The organism is Aquabacterium sp. (assembly GCF_030652515.1).
Lineage (GTDB): Bacteria > Pseudomonadota > Gammaproteobacteria > Burkholderiales > Burkholderiaceae_C > Aquabacterium.
Genome location: NZ_JAUSAR010000110.1, coordinates 31,923 through 49,438, shown reverse-complemented (window position 1 = coordinate 49,438; position 17,516 = coordinate 31,923). Strand labels below are relative to the sequence as shown.

Below are 17,516 nucleotides of genomic sequence, written 5' to 3'. Positions count from 1 at the left end.
AGGCCGATTGCAATAATGCTCATGACTTCCCCTTCCGAATGAACCGTTGATGGAGACTTCGCACTTCCCATCTTGGTCCTTCAAGACCGTTTCCGCCAATACCTGGCGGATAGTTCGGGACGGGGAAGTCCCTTTCATTCGGTAGGCTTTTCAACGGCCCAGTATCAAGCCCGGCAGCGCATGCGGGAACAACGTCGGATAGGCCCTACAAGCTCGCGTAAACCCCAAAGCTGCCCGACTTGCCGGATGCCAATATGCCGCAGCAGGGCCTCGCTGCCCTGCCGTTTCACAGCATATGGGAGAACACATGCAACACTTCGTTCAACAGGTGGCCCGCTTTGGCGTGGCCGTGGCACTGACCACATCGGCCATAGCTGCCCAGGCCACACTCATCGAGAACCACGTGCTAGTGGGGCCAACCTACAGCGGTGGAGGTACTCCGCCCGGCGGCTACGAGCAGGCGTATTCGATCCGTCTGGGCACCGGCTCCTGGCCCTTTCCCTATGTCGACCTGTATGTGGATGTAGCTGCGGGCAAGAGCAGCTACGCCAACATCACCGCAGGGCCGTCCTACCTGACCTACGTTCAGAGCGTGAACATCGCACAGGTGAAGTCGGGTGACGAGATATCGGCCCGCACCCTGACCGATGGAAGCCTGCCGTCCTTTGTGAAAGTGACAGCCTTTTCATTCCAGCAACCCCAGCAGGATCCATACTTTCAGGTCCATCCCTTGACCTCGTCCACGGGCACTGCCCCCGACATCTACCTGGGCTTCTCGTACACCGACACCCAAGGGCTGAACCCCGCCTATGGCTGGGCCCACCTGCGCTACACCCAGGCCGCCGGCCTGAGCTTGGTGAGCAGCGCCATGACCACGTCTGACGCTGGCATCTTTGCCCTCACGCGCAACACCATCTCTTCAGTGCCCGAGGCTAGCACCACGGCCATGCTGGGCCTGGGCCTGAGCGGCATCATGGGCCTGGCGGCCGCGCGCCGTCGCCGCTGTCGAGCCAGCGCTCAAACTGCGAGCGGCTCACCCTGTGGCTGCCCCGGCCCAGCTCGATGCTCATGCGCCTCTTCTTGATTTTTTCATGACAAGGTCTTCCGAGGGTTTTCGCGCCACTCTCTTCGGGGATTGGGTGACCCTGGTGGGCACACTAGAATAAGGCTCAATCCCCTTTGAAGCCCAGCTCGAAGGGAGCACATTCAGGAGGAAACCACATGAAACTGTCATCGGCCATCATGGTCATCGCGGGCCTTGGCTCGACACTGCTGGCACAGGCGGCCACCACAGCACCCACGGTCGACCTTGGGACTGTCACCACCTTCACCACCTTCGTGGACAACGATGCCCGCAGTTACGCGCAGCAATATGATCGCCAGCTGACGTTTTCGCTGGCCAGCGACGCGACAGTGCGCATCGACATGCGCGAAGTGGGCAACACCCACTGGTTAGATCAGTATGCTCACGGCCTGGCTGTTGACAACCTCACCTTGCTGAACTCAAGTCAGCAGCTCCTGGGCACGGCCAGCCTCGACCCGAGCTTCAACGGCACCAGGGCCAGTTGCAACTCCGGCGGCAGGTGCAATGTGGATTTTGCCAAAGGCTATACCTTGACCACCGCGCTGGCAGCTGGCACATACACCATGGAGCTCACAGGCAAATGGCTGAGCAGCAATGCTTCACCGTTGAACTTTGGTGTGCTGGTGGTGGGCGCGGCCGATCAGGTCGCCTACCTCAATGCCTTCACGCCAGCCACCAATCTGCCCGAGCCTGGCTCCTGGGTTTTGATGGCTCTGGGGTTCTGCGGTGTCGCAGCAGTCACGAAGGCGAAGCGCAGGGCCTGAGAAAGCACGCCGCATCTTGCGACTTGGTGAGGGCGCCACCACTGCCTTAAACGTTTCTCAAATAAAGTTCAAGTCCAGCGAGGCCAGATCGCACCGATTGGCGCACGTTGTGGCGTCCTGACCACCAGCCGATCAGGTTCATGGGTGTAGTAGCTGGGCACACCCCTGCTGCCCAACCTACGTCGCTGCCGGAGGTGGGCCACCACCTGATTGCGCGAAACCATCTTGGCTGGGCCAGTCGCAGCATGGACAATTCTTACCGGGAATTGAAAGCGGATATAGCAGAGTTCGCTGCCTAAATCGTGATTCACGGCAACGCTATTGAAGGCGCATTAGACCGAGTCGCTGTCGAGTACTGACTCACCTCAGACGTACTCGAAGCTCAACATCCAACCCCACGCTACACAAAGCTTATGGCAGGGATCACAATGCAACTTTCGTCCGCCTGCTCTGCGGTGCCTAGGGAAGCCGAGGCAATTCAAAGCGCCTGAACCGCCAATCCCTGATGAAGCCCCTGAAGCGACGCCAAGAGGTCTTTGGGCCCTCGCCCCCAAGCTTGCGGATGGATCAGTTCTTCAATGCGATCTTCAGCGCGGCACCTGGGCCCTGGTCGGGGCCTGTAATCGACGAAGCCATTCAATAGCGGGGGGAGCAACTGGCGCAACGAAGCACACCTATGCCAATTGAAGATCAGGCACTGATCGCTGAATTGGCAGGTGTTAACCCGGTGGAACAGATCATTGAAGCGTTTCTTGAACGAAACGCCAACAAGCCACGGGAGCAAAGCTGAACAGCCTGCTGAGAGACTTGGCGGAAGCGGTGAGATTCGAACTCACGGTAAGGTCGCCCCTACGCTAGTTTTCAAGACTAGAGCCTTAAACCACTCGGCCACACTTCCTGGAAGGGCTGCATTGTAATCCAAGGCCAGCCCTACTTTCCTGGCTTTTGCGACTGGGGGCAATCAATCTGGATCAACTCCCGCGTGGCCCCGTCAATCCGGACGGCGCTCAACTGCCCGCCCCAAACGCAACCCGTGTCCAGCGACAGCAACATGTCGGTGTTGATCAAACCCAAGGTCGACCAATGCCCGAAAGCCACCGGGGTATGGGCCGTGCGCCGCCCCGGCAGCTTGAACCAGGGAGAAAAACCCTGTGGCGCCTCGCCTGCGCCGTCCTTCGTCGCAAATTCCATCGTGCCATCGGCGGCGCAAAAGCGCAGGCGCGTCAGGCTGTTGACAATGCAACGCCACCGATCCGGGCCTTGCAAATCGTCTTGCCAGCGGTTGGGCTGGGCGCCATACATGACGTTCAGGAAATCGCCAACGTCGGGGCTTTGCAACATCGCCTCAACCTCACCCGCCAGGCTGACGGTTTGGGCCGCATCCCATTGGGGCACCACTCCGGCGTGCACCATCAACCAGCCGTGCTCCCAGACCGCCATCCGGCGGTGTCGCAGCCAGTTCAGCCAGTCATCCCGGTCGGGGGCCGACAAAATGCTGTCCAGGGTGTCGCTTCGGTGCGGTTTGCGCACGCCATGCGCCACGGCCAGCAGGTGCAAATCGTGGTTGCCCAGCAGGCAAACCGCTGAATCGCCCAGGCTGCGCAGCCTTTTCAGCACGCCAAATGAGTCGGGCCCCCGGTTCACCAGGTCACCCAAAAGGTAGAGCCGGTCCCGCGAGGGAGAGAAGTCAATCGTGGCCAGCAACCGCTCAAGAGGGTCACAACAGCCTTGCAAATCGCCAACGAGGTAGATCATGGCACCGATTCTGCTACGCTTCGGCGGTGAAAATTGATGGCCCGGCGACGCCCGGCGCCCCACATGGACGTTGCGCTTTTAATTTTTCTGACGATTCTCAACGGCTTGTTTGCCATGTCAGAGATGGCCCTGGCCGCCAGCCGCAAGGCGCGGCTGCAGGTGATGGCCGAAACCGGCGATGCTGGCGCCAAGGTGGCCATGGAGTTGCATGACAACCCCACCCAGTTTTTATCGACCGTGCAAATTGGCATCACCTCGATAGGGGTGCTGAACGGTATCGTGGGCGATGCGGCGTTTTCCGGCGGCTTGTCGGTGTGGCTGCAGACCCAGTTTCACCTCAGCGAGAATGTTGCCGCCATCACGGCCACCGGCCTGGTGGTGATGATCATCACGTTCATCACCATCATTTTTGGTGAACTGGTGCCCAAACGCGTGGGCCAGATGTACCCGGAGCCCGTGGCCCGCCTGGTGGCACGGCCCATGAAGTGGCTGTCACGACTGACCAAACCCTTTGTGCACCTGTTGACCGCCTGCACCGAAGGCCTGCTGAAGCTGATGGGCGTGCAAGACAACGGCGGCCGCGGGGTGACCGAAGAGGAAATCAATGCCAGCCTGGAAGAAGGCCTGGACGCTGGCGTGATCGAGGCCAATGAGCACCAGATGGTGCGCAATGTGTTCCGCCTGGACGACCGGCAAGTGGGCTCAATGATGATCCCACGCAGCGACATCGCCTGGCTGAACCTGGATTCATCAATGAAGCAGAACCTGGCGATCATCGCGCTGCACGGGCATTCACGCTACCCGGTGTGCCGCGGTGGGTTGGACGATGTGCTGGGCGTGATCACCGCACAGCAGTTGCTGCACCAGATCACCCAGGGCGTGAGCAACGACCTGTCGCAAGGCCTGCAACCGGCGGTGTTCGTGCCCGAGACCTTGTCAGGCATGGAATTGCTGGACCACTTCCGCGCGTCGGCGGTGCAGATGGTGTTCGTGGTGGACGAGTACGGCGAGGTGCAGGGTGTGATCACCTTGCGCGATGTGCTGGAAGCCATCACAGGCGAGTTCACCACGCCGCAGGACGAGAACAGCTGGGCGGTTCAACGCGAAGATGGCTCCTGGCTGGTCGATGGCCTGATCCCGGTGCCTGAGTTGAAAGACCGCCTGGGCTTCAAGGCGCTGCCCGATGAAGACCGGGGCCGCTACAACACCTTGGCCGGCATGGTGATGATGCTGCTGGGCCGCCTGCCACAAACCACCGACACCGTCGAATGGGACGGCTGGCGCTTCGAGGTGGTGGACATGGATGGCAAGCGCATCGACAAGCTGCTGGCCTCGCCCCTGCCTGAGGAAGAGCTTCAATCCCAATAGTGGCGGGATCGCTGGCGCCAGCATTCGCCCACGCGAAGCTGCTGTGCGGGATCCAGCTTGAGTGCTTGTGGTTGCGCCAGCGGTTCGTCACTGCTGTTCCACAAGAACGCGCCGCAAGCGGGCGTGGCCACCCGTGCCATGCCAAGTTCGTCGTAACGGGCCACCACCTCGGGCGAGGGGTGGCCGTAGCCGTTGCGCCGCCCCACCTGGATCACGGCTTGTGCCGGGCGCACCACCTGCAGGAACGCCTCGGTGGACGAGGTTTTGCTGCCGTGATGGGGCACCACCAGGACCGTGCTGGGCAGACTTGCAGAAGCCCGAGCCACCATGTCGGCCTCTTCCTGGGTTTCAATGTCACCGGCCAGGAGCACGCTGGCGGCCTCGCGCCCGGGCAAGGCCTTGGCCTGAATCCTCACCACACACGACAGGGCATTGGGTGACAGATCAGCACGACGCTCATAGTCTTCGGCGCGGGGATGCAGCACGCTGAAATCGACGCCATCCCATTGCCAATGCTGGCCCGCTTCGCACCGACGATGACGCAAAGGCTCGCCGCGCACCATGGTCTGGCGCAAGGGGTGCTCGTCTTCCAGCGATGAACGCAACAACGCCACCGGCACCTCGCGCACGACCGAGGCTGCGCCGCCCACGTGGTCGGCATCGCGGTGGCTGATGATCAGCTCATCGAGCTGGGTCACGCCCAAGGCCACCAGCAAGGGCACCACCACGCGCTGGCCAGCATCACTTTGGTCACCCACCTTCGGGCCCGCGTCAAACACCATAGCGTGCCGCGCAGTGCGAACCAGCACCGAGGTGCCCTGCCCCACATCCGCCGCCACAACGCTGAACTGGCCCGGCACCGGCGGCGGCACCAGCGACCATTGGCTAGGCAAAAACGGCAACAACAGCAAGGCCGGCAGGCCTGCCAGACGCCAGCGCCAGGGCACGGGCAGCACGAGGGCCGCTGCCGCCAGGACCACGAGCACCGACAAGCCCATGGGCAGCATGGGCACGTGGGTGGCGGCCCACGGCCAGTGGGCCATCCAGGCCAGCACTTTGACGGTCATGGACACCAGCCACGCGGCCACGCTCCACAAGGCAGGCCAGACGACGCCGCCGAGCGCCAATGGGGTGATCAACGCGGTGAACACCGGGATGGCCAGCAAATTGGCGGCAAAGCCGACCACCGACACTTGCTGGAAAAACACCGCCGCCAGAGGCGTCAACGACAAGGTGGTCAACCACTGCGTGTGAACCAGGGCTCGGACCATGTTTGAGGCGCGTGTGCGCCATGACTTGTCGCCAGGCGAAGCCGATTCAAGTGCCGTGCCACTGGACATGAGCACACCCACCGCGACAAACGACAGCCAGAAACCTGCCTGGCAAAAGGCCCAAGGGTCCATCACGGTGACCACCACGGCCGCCGCCAGCCAGACCGGGGGCCAAGGCCAGGGGCGGCCGCCGATGCGCAGCAGCGCCCAGACGGCCATCATGCAGACCGTGCGTTGCGCAGGCACACCCCAACCGGCCAGCAGCGAATAGGCCGTGGCCACCAGCACGCCACCGACCAATTGCGCGACTGGCGCGGGCCAATGGTGCATCAGCCAGGCGCTGCGCCGCCACAACCGGGCCAACAGCATGCTGCCCATCCAACCCACCATGGCGATGTGCAAGCCGCTGATGCTGATCAAATGCGCGATCGAAGTTTTGCGGAAGACATCCCAGTCTTCCCGGTCGATGGCCGACTGGTCGCCGATGGTCAGTCCGGCCAGCACACCGGCCTGGCGCGCATCGGGCACTTGGTGCTGGATGGCCTCGCGGATGGTCTGCCTGAGCCGGTCCACCGCACCGGCCGACCACCAATGGCTGGGCGATTGCAACAGCTTCGGCGCCTCGCCTTTCCTGGTGCGGACCGAGCCGGTGGCTCGCACGCCCTTGTCCAGCAACCACAGCGCCGCGTCAAAGCCACCAGGGTTGCCCGTGGGCACAGGGGCCAGCAAACGCACCGTCCAGCGCCAGACCTGGCCGGCCTGCACCTGGGGCAGGGCATCGCCCATCCGCCAGTACAACATCACGCGGCGTGGCATGCTTTGCCCCAGGGGCTGGCCCTGCAGCGCCAGACTTTGAACCGCCACATCAAACCCCAGGCTGCCACCCCGCAGAGTGGGCAGACCGAGCACTTGCCCCTCCAGCAACAAGTCCTGGTCCTGCCAGGAGGCTGGCAAGGTCTGCTGCATCAGTACATGGGCTCGCCAGGTGGTGCTGCCCCAGGCCAAAAGCACACATGCCAGCCACGCCAAGGGCCACGCTGCACGCCGCTGCGCTGCTTTGCCGCGCCCAAGCCAAACGCTCACCAGCACCATCAGCACGGCCAAAGTACAAGCGCCTTGAGCCCATGCCAAAGCGGTCAAGCTGGATTGCTGCAGTTGCCATGCCAAACCCGCCACCCACGCGGCCATGGCCGTCGTCCACAGGTTCATGCGGGGCTGGGAGCGTGAGGTGGACTGGCGTCGTGGGTCATCAAGCGGTCTCAGCGGCTGCGTCTGGAAAGAAGCAGATTGTTGCTGTCAACCGCCCACTGGCAGACCACCCCAACAGGTGATGGACAAAGCCCCCAGGGGCTGGGGTCAGTCGCGTACCGTGTCGATCGATGAGGGTGGAACCGGGACGGCGCGGCCTGGTGGCTGCCAGGCCGGCGGCATCACCACGTGCATCAATGCCGCCTTGAGGCTGGGGGCCTTGAGCATGTCACGGCCCAGCTCGATCCACGCGTCAAACTCGACGCGCAAGGGGTTGTAGCTGCGCTGCGGCTTGACCAAGCCGTAGCGGATGGGGATGTCATCGCGCTCGGCCACGTAAGTGCCAAACAGGCGGTCAAAAATGATCAGCACGCCACCGTAGTTGGCATCCAGGTATTGGGGATTGCTGGCATGGTGAACACGGTGGGCCGATGGGGTGTTGAACACGTACTCCATCCAGCCCAGCTTGGGGATCCAGGTGGCATGGATCCAGAACTGGTACAGCAGGTTCAAGGTCAGGGTCTGCGCCACCAGCCGGGGCTCAAAGCCGAGCCACACCAGGGGTGCAAAGAAGATGAAGGTGCCGGTGAGCTTGCCGAACAGGCCGATGCGCACGGCGGCCGTCAGGTTCAGGTCATTGGGCGAGTGGTGGACCGAATGGTTGCACCAGAACCATCGCACTCGGTGGGCCGCACGGTGGAACCAGTAGTAGCAAAACTCCTGGCCCACGAACAACAGCAACACGGTCTGCCAGCCATCCAGTTGCAGGGTGGCGAGGCGGTGCTCCTGCGCCCATTGCGTGACGGGCGTGGACAAGGCCAGGGGCACGGTGAGGTTGATGGTGATGCGCAGCACCAAGTCCAGGAAGGAGATGCCCGAGGCACGCCAGTCGTAGCGAGCCCGGCGGGACAGCACCCAGGCCTCAAGCAGGGAGGCCAGCACGATCGCGGGCACCACCACGAACAAAAGGATGGCATCAATGGTGTTGAGCTGGCTATTCATGGTGGGTGGTTGCACGACTGGCCTTGTTCAAAGCACCTTGCATGGCCTGTTGCAAGGTTTCCGCACCAAAGGGCTTGGGCAGCACGGCAATGCCTTCTTCGATGGCCCGGCACAGCTCCTTGGTGTAACCCGTGACCAGCAGCACGGCCAGGCTGGGGTACTCGCGCCGGATCATGGCCACCAGGTCAATGCCACTGGTTTGCCCCGGCATGATGACATCGCTGATGACCAAGTCAACACTCTGGTGGTGGTCCGCCAGCCAGGGCTGCGCGGCGTCGGCGCTGTCCAGGTGAGTGACCTGACACCCGAGCATGCGGATCAACTCGCAGGTGGCCTCGGCCACTTCGGGGTTGTCCTCGACCAGCAGCACCCTGGCCACCAGGGGGGGTACCGCCACCGTTGCCACCTCGGGCACGGCTTCGACCTCGGCTGCGCGATTCAACGGTAGCCGCATCAGCACGCTGGTGCCTTCACCAGGGTTCGACCTGACCAGCACCTCGCCTTTGGCCTGCACGCAAAAGCCGTAAACCTGGCTGAGGCCCAGGCCCGTGCCCTCGCCCGGCGACTTGGTCGAAAAGAAGGGTTCGAAAATGCGATCGCGGATGGCCTCCGGAATGCCCGAGCCGGTGTCGGTCACCACCAATTCAACGGAAGGCCCCACCAGCGAAGAGCCGTCGGCCACCAGTTCAGCAGCGCTCAGGTTGCGAGAGCTGATGATCAGCTGGCCGCCGCTGGGCATGGCATCCCGGGCATTGATGACCAGGTTCAGCAAGGCCAGTTCCAGTTCGGCAGGGTCGACCAGCAGCGGATGCGTGTCGGCCGCCAGCTCGATGCTCAACTGCACGGCGCCGCCCAAGGTGGTTCGAAACAGGTCAGACAGGGCGGGCAGGCTGTCTTGCAGCAAGACCGTTTCCGGCCTGAGGGCCTGGCGGCGCGAAAACGCCAGCAGTTGCCGCGTCAACTTGGTGCCTGCGGTCACGGCCCGGTTGATGGCCCCCAGCGGCTTGCTGTCCTTGACGGCGGGGTACAACTGCCCCATCAGGTAGGCATTGGTGTTGACCACCATCAGCAGGTTGTTGAAGTCGTGCGCCACCCCGCCGGTGAGCTGGCCCAGGGCTTCCAGCTTCTGGGAATGCCGAAGCGCTTCTTCTGCCCGCCGCCTTTGCTCGGACTCTTCCTGCAGGCGGCGCACGGCCTTCAATTCTCTGGAGGCGCGTCGCAACGCCACCGAGGCGACATAGGCCAGTGCCAGCCCCGCCGGGAAGGTGGCAGCGGCCAGCACCGCCACGCGACTTTGCCACTCGGCCAGCAAGGCCGCGCGGTCGATGGAGGCTGTGACATGCACCGAATACGGCTCCAGCCGCCGCAACGAAACCAGTGGCCCAGCATCGCCGGTTGGCTCGCCCCTCTCCGCCAGAGGCGTTGGCCGAGCATTGGGGTCAGCGGCGGGATAGCGGGCCAGGACCGTGCCATCGTCTCGCATCAAGGTCACGTTCAGGCCGGGTTCAGACTCGGCCATCTTCCGGTAGAAATCGGTGAAGTACTGTGGCAGCAGGGACACGGCCACCGCGCCCAGCAAGCTGCCATCCTCCGCCCGCCTGCACCGACTGACGTTGAAGAACGTTCGACCGGTGGTGCGCCCAATGGCCAGGTTGGAGATGTACCAGTTGTCCGACTTCTGGTCACAAAAGACCAGGTAATCCCGGTCATTGACGTTCAAATCCTTTGGCACAGGGAACAGGCGATTGGACACCAGCGGGCTGCCATCGCCCCCCCAGATCCAGATGGAGCGGACCTGTTCCACCTCGGAGGCAGCTTGCACCAGCTTGCGATGCAAGGCTTCTTCCCGGGCACGGATGCCGGCGGCTGATTGCGAACCCAGCTCGTCCAGGATGAAATTGACAATGACGCCATTGGTTTCGATGACGCGCGAGGCGTGCTCCCGCACGATGGTGGCCGCGCGGTCAACCCGGGCGTGCCCCTCATCCAGGATCTGACCCCGTGTGTACCAGGCGATGCTGCAGAAAAACACCACTGGCAGGACCAGCGACATGGCGATCCACATGCGCAACCACCACAAGGAGCCTTCAGACGGCACCGAGGTGTCATCGTCCGCGGCATCGGGTCGGCTCACGCCGATGAAACGCTCCAGAAAAAAAACCACCGCCAGTGCCGACATGACAAAGATGGCGACGTGGAGATGGCTGGGGTGAGGATTCAGGCCCGGGATCAGCGCCCACACCGCGCAACCCATGGCCGTCCAGATCGCCGCCGCCCGCCCGGCCACAGCCTGCACCGCGATCAGCGAGGTGAACGCCAGGACAAAAGGAACGGCATCGGCCAGCCAGGGCTGCAGCAAGGCCCGCGTGCCCATGCCCACCACCACCCCCGCCAGCACCACACCATGCCAACGCCAGGACTTTTTTTCAGCTGAACCGCTCAAGCCTTGTCTCCGATACGCCGACCGCCAGGGAATCCTTGGCAGTCTACAACCGGCCGGGCCCCAGGAGCAGGCCTGATCAGCCTGTGTCAACATGGCGGGGTTGTTGGCTGATGCAAACCCCATGCCCCATTTCTTGCAGAATCTGCGGTCTCGCCTGAGCAAGTTGCACGGCCTCTTCCACTGGCCGTTGGCCTCGCTGCGCGGCTACCTCACTGCGGTCATCATCGTGGCCACGGTGCCCATGTCCGGGCTGGCCTGCTACCTGGTTGTCCAGGAAACGCTGGCAGGCAACAAGGCGCTGGAAGACAGTTTGCTGCGCACCGCGTCCACCTTCGCGCTCACGGTCGAGCGCGAAATGGTGTCGTCGATCGACGCCCTGGCCATCCTCTCGTATTCCGATTCCCTGCAGCGGGACGACGTGGCCGGCTTTTTTGCCACGCTCACCGCCCTGCCCAAGATGCGCAGCACCTGGAGCAGCGCCTACCTGGTCGAGCTGAGCGGTGATGTCATCTTCAACACCCGCCAACCTTTGGGCAAACCGCTGGAGAAAATCAGCGACCTTTCAGCCCTGCAGCGCTTGATCCGCACCGGCGAGCCCGAAGTCACCAGCCTGATGGAGGGGCCCAACGGACAACGCACCACCGGGGTTCTGGTGCCCGTGTTCGTGCAAGGCAAAGTCAAGTACGCGCTGGGGGCCTGGATCACACCCGCCAATTGGCAGAAGCTGATGAGTGGGGTCTCCATCGCGCCTGGTGGCTTCGTGTCGATTTTCGACTCGCGCTTTCAGATCATCGCGCGCAGCCTGGACCCCCAACGCTTTGTCGGTCAACCCGTGCCGCTGGCCGCGCGTCAGGTGATGGGGGACCAGATCGCAGGGATTCAGCGCGCTCAGGTGGCGGGCGACAACAGCACCGATGTGTACGTGGCCTGGAAACGCATCCCCAAGGCCGGCTGGGGCATTGGCGTGGGCGTGCCTGCCGCGCCCATCGACCGCAACCATGCCCGCTCGATCGCCACCGCGCTGGGCGCCGGGATGTTGTCCCTCGCTGCGGGCCTGGCACTGGCCATGCTGGTGGCCAGGCGCGTGACCAAACCCCTGCAGCAATTGGCAGAGGGTGGGCCACAGGCCGTGCAACATCCCAGCGAGGTGCGAGAGCTCGCCTTGCTGCAAAGCGCACTGCGCGTGCTGGAACTGCAACGCGAGCTGGCCCGCGAGCGACTGCAGGCCAAGGCCGATGAGTTTGAAACCCTGTTCCAGAGCAGCCCCATCGGCCTGGCCATCGCGCAGGACAAGGACTGCCACAGCGTCCTGCGCAACCCCGCGCTGGCCGCCATGTTCAATGAGCTGGAAGACGGCCACCTGCCACCACACCTGGTGCTCAAAGAAGGGCAAGAACTGCTGCCCGATGAGCAACCCTTGAAGCACGCGGCCCTGACCGGCGCCAAAACCAGCGACGTCGAATTGGACGTGGTGCACCAGGACGGCCGAACCTTGCGTTTGATTGCCCATGCCGTGCCCTTGTACGACCACAGTGGCCGCCCTCGCGGGGCGATTGGAGCCTACACCGACATCACCGAGCGCAAACACGCCGAAGAGGCGCTGGTCACCGCCGAGCGCCGCCTGCGCGAAAGCCAGCACATGGTGGAGCTGGCACAGGCCGCCGGCCACGTGGGTTTCTTCGATTACGAGTTCGTGCCCGACCGCACCACCTGGACATCGGGCATGGCCCCGCTGTTCGGCATCAAGCTCGCCGAGTTCGAAGGCACCTGGGACGCCTGGCTCAAACTCATTGACGAGAAAGATCGCCAACAGGTTCAGGACAATCTGCAGGCGGCCACGAGCCAGAAGCAAGAGCAAGCCGTGTTCGAGTTCCGCACCTGCCCGCCGGATCGGTCTGTGCGCTGGCTGTCAGGCCGCGTGGTGCTGAAGTACGACGACTCCGGCCAGCCCTTGCACATGATCGGCGTGATGGTGGATGCCACGCAGCAAAAGTCAGTGGAACTGGCCCGGGCCGACTTCGTGGCCCGAGAGCAGGCCGCGCGCGTGGAGGCTGAAAACGCCAACCGCGCCAAGGACGAATTCCTGGCCATGCTGGGCCACGAATTGCGCAATCCCCTGGGCGCCATTGCAGCCGCCTCCGAAGTGCTCAACCGATTGGGTTCCGAAAACCCCGCGGCCCTGAGCGCCCGCCAGATCATCGCCCGCCAGACCCGGCATCTGGCACGCCTGATGGACGATTTGCTGGATGTGGCCCGCGTGATCACCGGCAAGATCATGCTGACCCGCCACCCCCTGGACCTGGCCCAGGCCACGCAGCGCCTGGTGACCACGCTGGAGGTGTCCGGCATGCTGAAGGCCCACACACTGGAGACCGAACTGGAAGAGGTCTGGGTGCAGGCCGACGGCACGCGCATCGAGCAGATCATCTACAACCTGCTGACCAACGCACTGAAGTACACCCCCGACGGCGGACACGTCAAGGCCACCGTGCGCAAGGAAGGCGACATGGGCGTGCTGGAAGTCTGCGACAGCGGCGTGGGCATGACCGAGCCGCTGCTGTCACGGGTATTTGATCTGTTCGTGCAAGGCGACCGATCGCTGGACCGTCGGCAAGGTGGCCTGGGCATCGGCCTGACCCTGGTGCGCCGCCTGACCGAACTGCATGGCGGCAACGTGGCTGCCCGCAGCCAAGGGCACCAGCAAGGCAGCACCTTCGTCGTTCGGCTGCCGCTGGTGGTGTCGGCAAGCACTGCCCTTCCCAGCCCGGCGAACACCTCAACGGCGAATCGGCACGTGGTGGTGGTCGAGGACAACGAGGATGTTCGCGAAGCCCTGCAGGTGCTGCTGGCCCTGGCGGGACACAGCGTGTTCACTGCCGAAGATGGTCAGGCTGGCGCCCAACTGGTGATCGATACGCGACCGGACATCGCATTGATCGACATCGGCCTGCCCAAGCTGAACGGCTATGAGGCCGCTCAACTCATCCGCCAGGCTGGCTACAAGGGACAACTGGTGGCCTTGTCAGGCTATGGTCAACCCAAGGACGTGGCCCAGGCCCTGGAAGCGGGCTTTGATGCCCACTTGGTCAAGCCGGTGGACCCGTCGGCCTTGGAACAGCTGATGAACAAGGTTTGAACAACGCCTTTGGGCATGGCCATTGCTGACATAAGGGTGTTCAAGCCAATCTGGCTTGCCCCCTGAAAGAGCACCGACATGACCCCGCAGTCCATGCTGATTCGCCACCCTGCCTCAACGGGCCAATCGGCTCAGCAACACACCGGCGAGCAGACCAATGGCCATGGATGTCAAAGGCTGTTCTCGGATGTGCGCACGGGCACTGTCCAGCCATTGCCCTTCCAGTTCACCCAAGGTATCGGCTTTGGCATGCAAGGCATCAGCGGCCTGGCTGGCTGCGGAGTGAACGCGCTCAACCGCAGGCTTGGCCTTCGCGGCAACGCTGTCAATCGCATCATGGGCCCGTTGCGCTACCCGATCCACAGCAGCGCCGGAATCGAAAGCATCGCTGTCCTGAAGCAGGGTTTGCGTTCTGTCATTCATCGAGATTCTCCTGAGTTGAAAAGACAGCCCAATCTGGCAAATGGCATGCCTTGTGCATGACATGCACGAAACCAATGAAAACCCAGGTTTTCAAGCCAAAAATCGGCAAGATTTTCTAGGCCATGTAAGTGCTGCTGCATCGAGCGGCTGCGCGGATGAGAAACATGGCCTTGCACAAGCACGCAAAGAGGAGCACTGCTCGCGCGGTCCGTTATGACAAGCCATCAGGTTTCTTCCGCCACCGCACAAGCCTTTGAACTTGTGATGAGTGAGATGCCATTCCAGCGCTTCACAGAAAGCAGCGATGACGTGTTCTGGCTGGCCGATTTGACCACTCGGCAGTTGCTCTACGTCAACTCGCGCTTCGAGCGTTTCTGGGGCGTTGGCAGCGATGCCTTGCTGAAGGATCCGACCCTGTGGCGTCAGGCCGTGGTGGACGCCGACAAGCACCTGCTGCCCATCCCCTTCTTCGCGGACACCGCGGCATCCGAGAACTCGGTGCGTGAGTACCAGATCCTGGATGCCCAGGGGCAACTCCATTGGATCCGCGATCGGCGTTTTTACGTGCGCAACGCCCTTGACCAGGCGGTTCGGGTGGGTGGCATTGCCGAAGACATCACCGAGCGCAAACAAGCCGAGATCCAACGCGAGCAAATGCTGCAACGCGAGCAAATGGCCCGACGCGAGGCCGAAGCATTGGCCTTGTCCAAAGACGAATTCCTGGCCGTGGTCACCCATGAACTTCGCTCGCCACTGAACGCCCTGCGCGGCTGGGCCCATGTGTTGCGGCGGGCCGGTCCGCTCAACGCGTTGCAAGAAAAAGCCCTGGACGCCATCGACCGCAACACCCAGGCGCAAGCCCGACTGGTGGACGATCTGCTGGACAGCCAACGCATCCTTTGCGGTACCTTTGAGTTGCAATGGGGCCGGGCCAACCTGGCCTCCCTGGTCGATGACGCAACAGCCTCCATGCACGACCGGGCGGCCACCAAGCGAATCACCCTGGAGGTGAGCCACGATGACAGCATTGACGCCGTCTCGGCCGATGTGAACCGTTTGCGCCAAGCCGTGACCAACCTGCTGTCCAACGCCATCAAGTTCTCGCCGGAGGATGGCACCGTCCACGTCCGCACACTGCGCACCCACCACTCGGTGGCCATTGAAGTGAAAGACAGCGGCATCGGCCTGACACCAACGCAGCTGCCATTTTTGTTCAACCGCTTTCAACAGGCCGACAGCTCCAGCACCCGTCGCCAGAGCGGCCTGGGCCTGGGCCTGTCACTGGCTCAACAGGTGATTGAGCTACACGGCGGCCGCATCGAAGCGCGCAGCGACGGCGTGGGGCTGGGCTCCACCTTCACCATCGAGTTGCCCGACCAGATCCACCTGCCCCTCCACAACGCAACGCAGCAACAACTGTCCTTGAGCGCATTGGCCGGCAAGCGCGTGATGGTGGTTGAAGATGATCCGGATGGCCGAGAGATCCTGGAGCTGCTGCTGCGAGACGCCAAAGTCGAATTGCGCAGCTTTGACCGCGCGGCCGGCGCCTACGAGCACCTGGCCCACGCCCCCCTCGAAGAACAACCCGACGCCTTGATCTCGGACATCGCCATGCCGGACGAAGATGGCTACGCCTTCATCCACCGGGTGCGCGAACTGGAAGCGCGTTTGCAACGGCCTCGGCTGGTGGCCCTGGCCTTGACCGCGTTTTCGCGCAAGGAAGACCGGCAGCGCGCCCTGGCTGCAGGCTTTGACGAGCATGTGGGCAAACCCATTGACTCTCAGATGGTGCTGCAGACCTTGGAAACCGCCCTGGATAAAAGTGCGAACCGGAGGGTCTCAATGTGAAAAAGGCGCTTTTCGGAGCGCCTTTTTCACCAGCTCAAGACTGATGTCGGCGGCGGTACATGCTGCCCGCAGCCACCAGGCCAGCCAGCGCCATCGCCAGGGTGGTGGGTTCTGGGACCGGGGTAGTGGCCGAGCTCAGCGAGTAAAACCCGCCAAACCCACCCGTGGCCTGGCCCACCACGTTGTAGTAATAAGCACCGGGCGCGGTGATGTCAAACGTGTGAAACGTGCTGCCCGTGGTGCCATCAAAGGCATAGCTGCCCAGGAAGGCATCCTCGACACCGGACTCTCTGTAGAGCTTGACCGTTCCATTTTCAATGTTCAGCAAGCCGGGCGAGCCAAGCGCCACAGCAGAACTGACCACGCTGGCGCCTTCGCCCAGCACAAAAGTGAAGATGTCGTCAATGTCACCAGGCTCGGACAGGTTGCTGCCCAGCTCCAACGTGCCGTGTGTTCCCCAATCAGTGGTGTTGGCGTGCGCATTGAATGCCAAGACGCTGGCAAGCGCGACAGCTAGAAGTTTCAGGCCCATGTGTATTCCCCCAGTAAAAGACGAACTCAGATCGAGTTCGGATTTGATAGAGCAAAGGTCATGCCCATTTAACACCCGGTGATTTTTTTCTGGCGTGGGCCTGCCATTTGCCTGATGGGATGAAGGCGAGATCACGGTGAACTCGCCCAACCCATCCATCAGGAGTTTGACCATGAACAAAGACCAAGTGTCCGGCCGAGCTGAAGAAGTCAAGGGCAAGATCAAGGAAACCGTGGGCAAAGCCGTTGACAACAACCGCCTGAAAGCCGAAGGCAAGGCCGACCAACTGACCGGCAAGGTCAAGGCTGGTTACGGCGATGCCAAAGAGAAGGTCAAGGACGCCATTGACAAGGCCTGATGCATCCGAGGAGTGACGAAACCCTCGTCGCTCCATCCCTGCGCGTCATTTTTACGGCACCCCCTGCCTGCTGAGTCCATGAACAACCACCTTCTCCCTCGCCCGCGCCTGGGCCCTGCTCCGTCGCCGTCACCTGTCCCGCCGCACACACCGCAGCCGAACCCAACCCCGCCACCGCCAGGGCCAGATCTGCCGCCACCGGAAGTGGAAGACCCGCCTCCTGACGAGATCAAGATTCCTGTGCACGAACCCCCAGTGATGCCCACGCCCATGGCGTTGCGCTC

At 62.8% G+C, this 17,516-nt stretch carries 12 protein-coding genes and 1 tRNA gene; 6 read left to right on the top strand and 7 right to left on the bottom strand.

Annotation, left to right across the window (positions count from 1 at the left end; translation table 11 throughout):
* The first annotated feature begins 307 nt into the window (after positions 1 to 307).
* Positions 308 to 1,084 carry a PEP-CTERM sorting domain-containing protein gene (locus Q7V20_RS13345; RefSeq protein WP_304791840.1) on the top strand — a complete coding sequence of 259 codons (777 nt, stop codon included), beginning with the start codon at positions 308 to 310 and terminating at the stop codon, positions 1,082 to 1,084.
* A 137-nt stretch (positions 1,085 to 1,221) separates the two neighbouring features.
* Positions 1,222 to 1,848, top strand: coding sequence for a PEP-CTERM sorting domain-containing protein (locus Q7V20_RS13340; RefSeq protein WP_304791837.1), 627 nt, complete (start codon positions 1,222 to 1,224; stop codon positions 1,846 to 1,848).
* A gap of 808 nt (positions 1,849 to 2,656) precedes the next feature.
* Here the strand turns inward: Q7V20_RS13340 and Q7V20_RS13335 are convergent.
* Both Q7V20_RS13335 and Q7V20_RS13330 read right to left on the bottom strand, forming a co-directional pair.
* Positions 2,657 to 2,746: transfer RNA gene (locus tag Q7V20_RS13335), tRNA-Ser, on the bottom strand.
* Between the two features lie 32 nt (positions 2,747 to 2,778).
* Complete coding sequence (locus Q7V20_RS13330) at positions 2,779 to 3,603, bottom strand: symmetrical bis(5'-nucleosyl)-tetraphosphatase (RefSeq protein WP_304791834.1); 825 nt, start codon at positions 3,601 to 3,603, stop codon at positions 2,779 to 2,781.
* Positions 3,604 to 3,666: 63 nt separating this feature from the next.
* Here Q7V20_RS13330 and Q7V20_RS13325 point away from each other — a divergent pair, with 63 nt between their 5' ends.
* Positions 3,667 to 4,971: a hemolysin family protein gene (locus tag Q7V20_RS13325; protein ID WP_304791831.1), complete on the top strand. Its 1,305-nt coding sequence runs from the start codon at positions 3,667 to 3,669 to the stop codon at positions 4,969 to 4,971.
* Here the strand turns inward: Q7V20_RS13325 and Q7V20_RS13320 are convergent.
* The 3 genes from Q7V20_RS13320 to Q7V20_RS13310 form a co-directional block, all read right to left on the bottom strand.
* On the bottom strand, positions 4,959 to 7,451 hold the full coding sequence (locus Q7V20_RS13320; RefSeq protein ID WP_304791828.1) for a DNA internalization-related competence protein ComEC/Rec2: 2,493 nt from the start codon (positions 7,449 to 7,451) through the stop codon (positions 4,959 to 4,961). The genes Q7V20_RS13325 and Q7V20_RS13320 overlap by 13 nt on opposite strands.
* Before the next feature lie 147 nt (positions 7,452 to 7,598).
* Complete coding sequence (locus Q7V20_RS13315; RefSeq protein WP_304791825.1) at positions 7,599 to 8,492, bottom strand: sterol desaturase family protein; 894 nt, start codon at positions 8,490 to 8,492, stop codon at positions 7,599 to 7,601.
* Positions 8,485 to 10,935, bottom strand: coding sequence for a hybrid sensor histidine kinase/response regulator (locus tag Q7V20_RS13310; protein ID WP_304791822.1), 2,451 nt, complete (start codon positions 10,933 to 10,935; stop codon positions 8,485 to 8,487). Before Q7V20_RS13310 ends, Q7V20_RS13315 begins: the two co-directional genes overlap by 8 nt.
* A gap of 121 nt (positions 10,936 to 11,056) precedes the next feature.
* On the opposite strand from Q7V20_RS13310, the gene Q7V20_RS13305 reads away from it, so the two are divergent.
* Entirely contained in the window at positions 11,057 to 14,071 is a 3,015-nt protein-coding gene (locus tag Q7V20_RS13305) for an ATP-binding protein (RefSeq protein WP_304791819.1), read from the top strand.
* Positions 14,072 to 14,185: 114 nt separating this feature from the next.
* Here the strand turns inward: Q7V20_RS13305 and Q7V20_RS13300 are convergent, their stop codons facing one another.
* Entirely contained in the window at positions 14,186 to 14,494 is a 309-nt protein-coding gene (locus Q7V20_RS13300) for a hypothetical protein (RefSeq protein WP_304791816.1), read from the bottom strand.
* 264 nt (positions 14,495 to 14,758) lie between these two features.
* Here Q7V20_RS13300 and Q7V20_RS13295 point away from each other — a divergent pair, with 264 nt between their 5' ends.
* Positions 14,759 to 16,342: an ATP-binding protein gene (locus tag Q7V20_RS13295; RefSeq protein ID WP_304791814.1), complete on the top strand. Its 1,584-nt coding sequence runs from the start codon at positions 14,759 to 14,761 to the stop codon at positions 16,340 to 16,342.
* A gap of 34 nt (positions 16,343 to 16,376) precedes the next feature.
* Here Q7V20_RS13295 and Q7V20_RS13290 read toward each other — a convergent pair whose 3' ends face one another.
* Positions 16,377 to 16,874, bottom strand: a complete 498-nt coding sequence (locus tag Q7V20_RS13290; protein ID WP_304791811.1) for an FxDxF family PEP-CTERM protein — start codon at positions 16,872 to 16,874, stop codon at positions 16,377 to 16,379.
* Positions 16,875 to 17,046: 172 nt separating this feature from the next.
* On the opposite strand from Q7V20_RS13290, the gene Q7V20_RS13285 reads away from it, so the two are divergent.
* Positions 17,047 to 17,232, top strand: coding sequence for a CsbD family protein (locus Q7V20_RS13285; RefSeq protein WP_304791809.1), 186 nt, complete (start codon positions 17,047 to 17,049; stop codon positions 17,230 to 17,232).
* Positions 17,233 to 17,516 lie beyond the last annotated feature (284 nt).

Excerpts from the sequence above, each read along its gene's own strand:
- Q7V20_RS13300 (WP_304791816.1), bottom strand. The coding sequence starts at position 14,494 with ATGAATGACAGAACGCAAACCCTGCTTCAGGACAGCGATGCTTTCGAT.
- Q7V20_RS13330 (WP_304791834.1), bottom strand. The coding sequence starts at position 3,603 with ATGATCTACCTCGTTGGCGATTTGCAAGGCTGTTGTGACCCTCTTGAG.
- Q7V20_RS13320 (WP_304791828.1), bottom strand. The coding sequence starts at position 7,451 with ATGAACCTGTGGACGACGGCCATGGCCGCGTGGGTGGCGGGTTTGGCA.
- Q7V20_RS13345 (WP_304791840.1), top strand. The coding sequence starts at position 308 with ATGCAACACTTCGTTCAACAGGTGGCCCGCTTTGGCGTGGCCGTGGCA.
- Q7V20_RS13325 (WP_304791831.1), top strand. The coding sequence starts at position 3,667 with ATGGACGTTGCGCTTTTAATTTTTCTGACGATTCTCAACGGCTTGTTT.
- Q7V20_RS13290 (WP_304791811.1), bottom strand. The coding sequence starts at position 16,874 with ATGGGCCTGAAACTTCTAGCTGTCGCGCTTGCCAGCGTCTTGGCATTC.
- Q7V20_RS13315 (WP_304791825.1), bottom strand. The coding sequence starts at position 8,492 with ATGAATAGCCAGCTCAACACCATTGATGCCATCCTTTTGTTCGTGGTG.
- Q7V20_RS13295 (WP_304791814.1), top strand. The coding sequence starts at position 14,759 with ATGAGTGAGATGCCATTCCAGCGCTTCACAGAAAGCAGCGATGACGTG.
- Q7V20_RS13340 (WP_304791837.1), top strand. The coding sequence starts at position 1,222 with ATGAAACTGTCATCGGCCATCATGGTCATCGCGGGCCTTGGCTCGACA.
- Q7V20_RS13305 (WP_304791819.1), top strand. The coding sequence starts at position 11,057 with ATGCCCCATTTCTTGCAGAATCTGCGGTCTCGCCTGAGCAAGTTGCAC.
- Q7V20_RS13285 (WP_304791809.1), top strand. The coding sequence starts at position 17,047 with ATGAACAAAGACCAAGTGTCCGGCCGAGCTGAAGAAGTCAAGGGCAAG.